The 3,366-nt window shown below is 54.1% G+C and carries 3 protein-coding genes and 1 pseudogene; 1 reads left to right on the plus strand and 3 read right to left on the minus strand.

The window, feature by feature from the left end:
- Positions 1-457: 457 nt before the first annotated feature.
- The 3 genes and pseudogenes from FN835_RS20905 to FN835_RS21830 all read right to left on the minus strand — a co-directional run bounded on the left by FN835_RS20905 (position 458) and on the right by FN835_RS21830 (position 2,939).
- Entirely contained in the window at positions 458-2,407 is a 1,950-nt protein-coding gene (locus FN835_RS20905; RefSeq protein ID WP_142665159.1) for an ATP-binding protein, read from the minus strand.
- A gap of 200 nt (positions 2,408-2,607) precedes the next feature.
- Positions 2,608-2,823 (minus strand): annotated as a pseudogene (locus FN835_RS20910) (transposase domain-containing protein); the annotation flags it as partial.
- Positions 2,817-2,939 carry a hypothetical protein gene (locus tag FN835_RS21830; RefSeq protein WP_280634020.1) on the minus strand — a complete coding sequence of 41 codons (123 nt, stop codon included), beginning with the start codon at positions 2,937-2,939 and terminating at the stop codon, positions 2,817-2,819. The gene FN835_RS21830 and the pseudogene FN835_RS20910, both read right to left, overlap by 7 nt.
- 190 nt (positions 2,940-3,129) lie before the next feature.
- Between FN835_RS21830 and FN835_RS21415 the strand changes: the two genes are divergently transcribed.
- A complete protein-coding gene (locus FN835_RS21415) occupies positions 3,130-3,306 on the plus strand; it encodes a hypothetical protein (protein WP_185958795.1) in 177 nt (58 codons plus the stop codon).
- Positions 3,307-3,366 lie beyond the last annotated feature (60 nt).

The raw sequence follows: 3,366 nt of genomic DNA on the forward strand, positions 1-3,366 counted from the left end.
CCGAACCACGCTATCAGCGTCAATCCAGTCGTCCAGACGATGGGGAAACAGGGAAGCTTGATCGCGCTCAACGCCCTCAATGAATCCAGCCATCTGGACCTCCCGAAACCACGAGAAAGTCTAACACAGAAGCGAGTTTCCACACACCCTCGGCCCATAGCCGCCGCTTGCATCATTGATTTCCCCCTCAGAACCGGCCGTTCGATTGCGACGCAGCGACAGGGACTTGTCCTTAGCGGCCACCCATTTCACGCTACGTGTGAAATGGGCCACTGACGCTCGGCGTGGGTCCGGGGTGTTGGGGCGTGCAATAACAAGCGGTCGGCTCGGAAACAGTGCCGGGCGGTAACACACTATAGCTCTGGGAAGTTTTGTCGCGTTCGGACCATCAATCCTGGCGCTTAATTCCCAATAGACACTTGCTGTGCCTCATAGACGCGTACTCTTTTACGGTCGATCAAACCTTGGAAATCCGATCATCAAGCCAGTGCAAAGCACGACGGTGCATTGCAACGTCGCTGGGCTCAAGATGCTTCGCGTGGGCATCGGGCCGATCATTGACGATGCTAGCGTTCTCATTGAAGGCTGCTTTGTCGCCAAAAATTCGTTCAAATAACTGCCAATTTTTGTTGATAATTGCGATGAGCTCCAGCCAAAAAAGTTTGTCTGCTATCGTTTCGAGGTTGTAGGCATCCAGTTCTGCTCGGCGTTTTGAGGGAAGTGCAGATAGCAGTGATGCTTTTGCGGAAACGCCATCTTTGTTTGTTAGAGATGACATCCGTAAGAAATTGATGACAAGAGAGCGAAGCGCACGTTCCATCGTATTTCGGCGATAGGAAATACCTGCGAGCTCCTCCGCCCATTCGTGCATAAGTGGACGAGCCTCCACTCTCTCGACCGAAATTGCATCCTGTGGAGTGGCCTCTTCTGCGACCATCGTCAGTGCCATACGAATCATTGATCCGGAAACTTTCCCTGCATTATCAACAACGCCATAGCGATTAAGTGTGCGCTTTATACCGCTAGGTAGCTCTTCTCTTTCAGAGAGCAGTGAAAGCGAAGGGGCTCGGAGCTCAGGATAAACTCGGAACAGGTGCTGCAACGCGACCTTTGCAAGGGCAGCCCCCTCGTCTCGACCATATGCCTCGAGCATTTCGGAAACAGCAGCCTCCTGGAGGGTAATTGGTCTGATTGCGGTTTCAATTTTTCCATGTATTGAAGAGCAGGCCTTTCTGATCCAGAACGGCATATCTGAACAGAAAGATGATATCGCCTCTAGCGCTTGCTCCTCGAACCGAAGGCCCGCCATCGCACCAATGTTCTTGATCATTGCTTTGGCAGCACCACGCGGCAGGGGGCTCAGATACTCCTCGGGAATGAACGCTAACGCTGCATTTTCAATCCCATCGATCGATTCTACAGAGAACCAACGGCTGGAGACACCGCTCACTAACAACGATACTCGTCGCTCATCGCGAGCGGCAGCGTGATAGGCTGCTCGCACATTTCGCCAGAATTCGATAAACCCTATACGCCATTGCTCCGCACTGCCATTACTAGGTGTGATGTAGTCGATCTCGTCGAAGGCGAGGATCACCGTTAAGTCGAATTGACTAAGTGCTGACTGGAATTGGCGCGCGGCTTCAGCGAGGGAAGGAGCAGATGTGCTCGCATTTACCTCGGCGTAAGCTTGGCCGGATGCTTTAAGTTCAAGGAGAGAAAGGGTAATTGAGTGTAGGAGCCCTGCGGCATTCAAGCCAAAAACATCATCCCGCTGACAGTCGATGAACAGCACAACGGCATCATAGTTTTCTTTGAGTTCCGCTAGCACTCGGTGTAAAACCGAGGTTTTCCCAATCTTTCGGATGCCAAAGCACGCCCGAATGTGACCAGATTGGAGCTTTCGGGCGAGTTCCTGAGCTTCGGCCCTGCGACCGAAAAACTGTGCGTCGTTTGCAACAGGTCCGGTTACGTCGAACGGGTCTTGGGTGAAGAATTCATATGAAAGTAGTCGCTCCAACTCCTGGTTGCGAGGCAAAACACCGGTGGCAGTATAAACTGGGATAACTGCAAGGCCATTTTCTCGCCCCCAACGTTTCAGCTTAGTATTTCCGCGTGGATCCTGATGAACAATTACGCAAAGAGTTGTTTCAAGACGGCCATCTGCATCATTGATAAGGCGACGGACGAACCGAATGGAGCGTGCCTGCTGATCGGCATAAATATTCCCAAGGATTAGAATTTCTCGTTCGGCGCCGAGAATGCTCTGTAGGCGCTTTGTACCTCGGGCATACATTGTGAAATACTCGCCATTTTCAAACTGACGTATTGCTTCCAAGGTAATGGTGAATAGTCCGGTAAAAGCGGCTGTGGTCTCCGCCGCCAATCTCTGCAGTTCGTAGCTCACCCTATCTCCTGTCATTACTCTAAGCCAAATCGGTTTTGGCCTGATCTAGTATCGTAAATTGTGATTCCCCTACCCAGAGCCGTCAAGATCTGCGACGTTTGTTATGGCTCATGGCAGCCTTCCGAGAGGTATCTTGTTGCGCAGTTCTTAGCTCCCTGAGCTAAGCCTGAGTGTAAGCGGCGGCTGCGCCCCACTTACGTTCAGCTTGACGGCTTGAAGTTCCAGGGCAACAGGACGTCGATCTGAGCCTGCGGGTGGCCGGCTGCGACGGCTTCCAAGGTTGCCTTGAGGTAGGCGAAGGGTTCGACGTCGTTGACCTTTGCGGTGGCAACAAGGGATGCAATACGGGCCCAGGATCGCCCGCCCTCGTCATGACCGGCGAAGAGCGCATTCTTGCGGGTCAAGGCCATCACCCGTTCATTCTGCCCATGTCGGGCAATTTGTTCAGGTGCATTACCGCTGGCACGCGCTTTTCGGCCGACAGTTTCGGGTCGAGCGTGTCGACCGACGTGCGTCCGGCCAGTTCGTCCACGTCGAGGTGCTGCCTGGCGTATTCATGGTCGTGGCAGCATGGATGCTCGACCCAAGGGCTTGCGCCGACATGGAACTTGGCACACCGCGCGTGTCACTCGCGGCCCTGTCAGACCTCGATGACCTTCTGAGTCGGCACGGTCTTCGGCGAAGCTCTTCCGGAGATCCTATGGCCGGAAAGGAACAGACCGATGCAAGACCTGCCCATCAAGCCCTCATGTCCCAAGCAACTCCAGATGCAGTTCGACTCGAAGCGGTTGCGCGGGATGAGCCTTCAGGAGCGTCAGCAAGTGGTGACGTGCCTGGCCATTCTCCTGGCCGAAGCGGCGGGAGAAAGCGAACCGGAGGGAAGCGGTGATGGACGGTGATCTCCTCCCGCCGGCGATCCTGCAGCGCAAGGCGGTGGTCTATGTTCGTCAATCAACCCA

The sequence above is a fragment of the Paracoccus laeviglucosivorans genome, assembly GCF_900182695.1.
Taxonomy (GTDB): Bacteria; Pseudomonadota; Alphaproteobacteria; order Rhodobacterales; family Rhodobacteraceae; genus Paracoccus; species Paracoccus laeviglucosivorans.

Coding starts and splice junctions, on each gene's coding strand:
- FN835_RS21415 (WP_185958795.1), top strand. CDS start 3,130: ATGCAAGACCTGCCCATCAAGCCCTCATGTCCCAAGCAACTCCAGATG.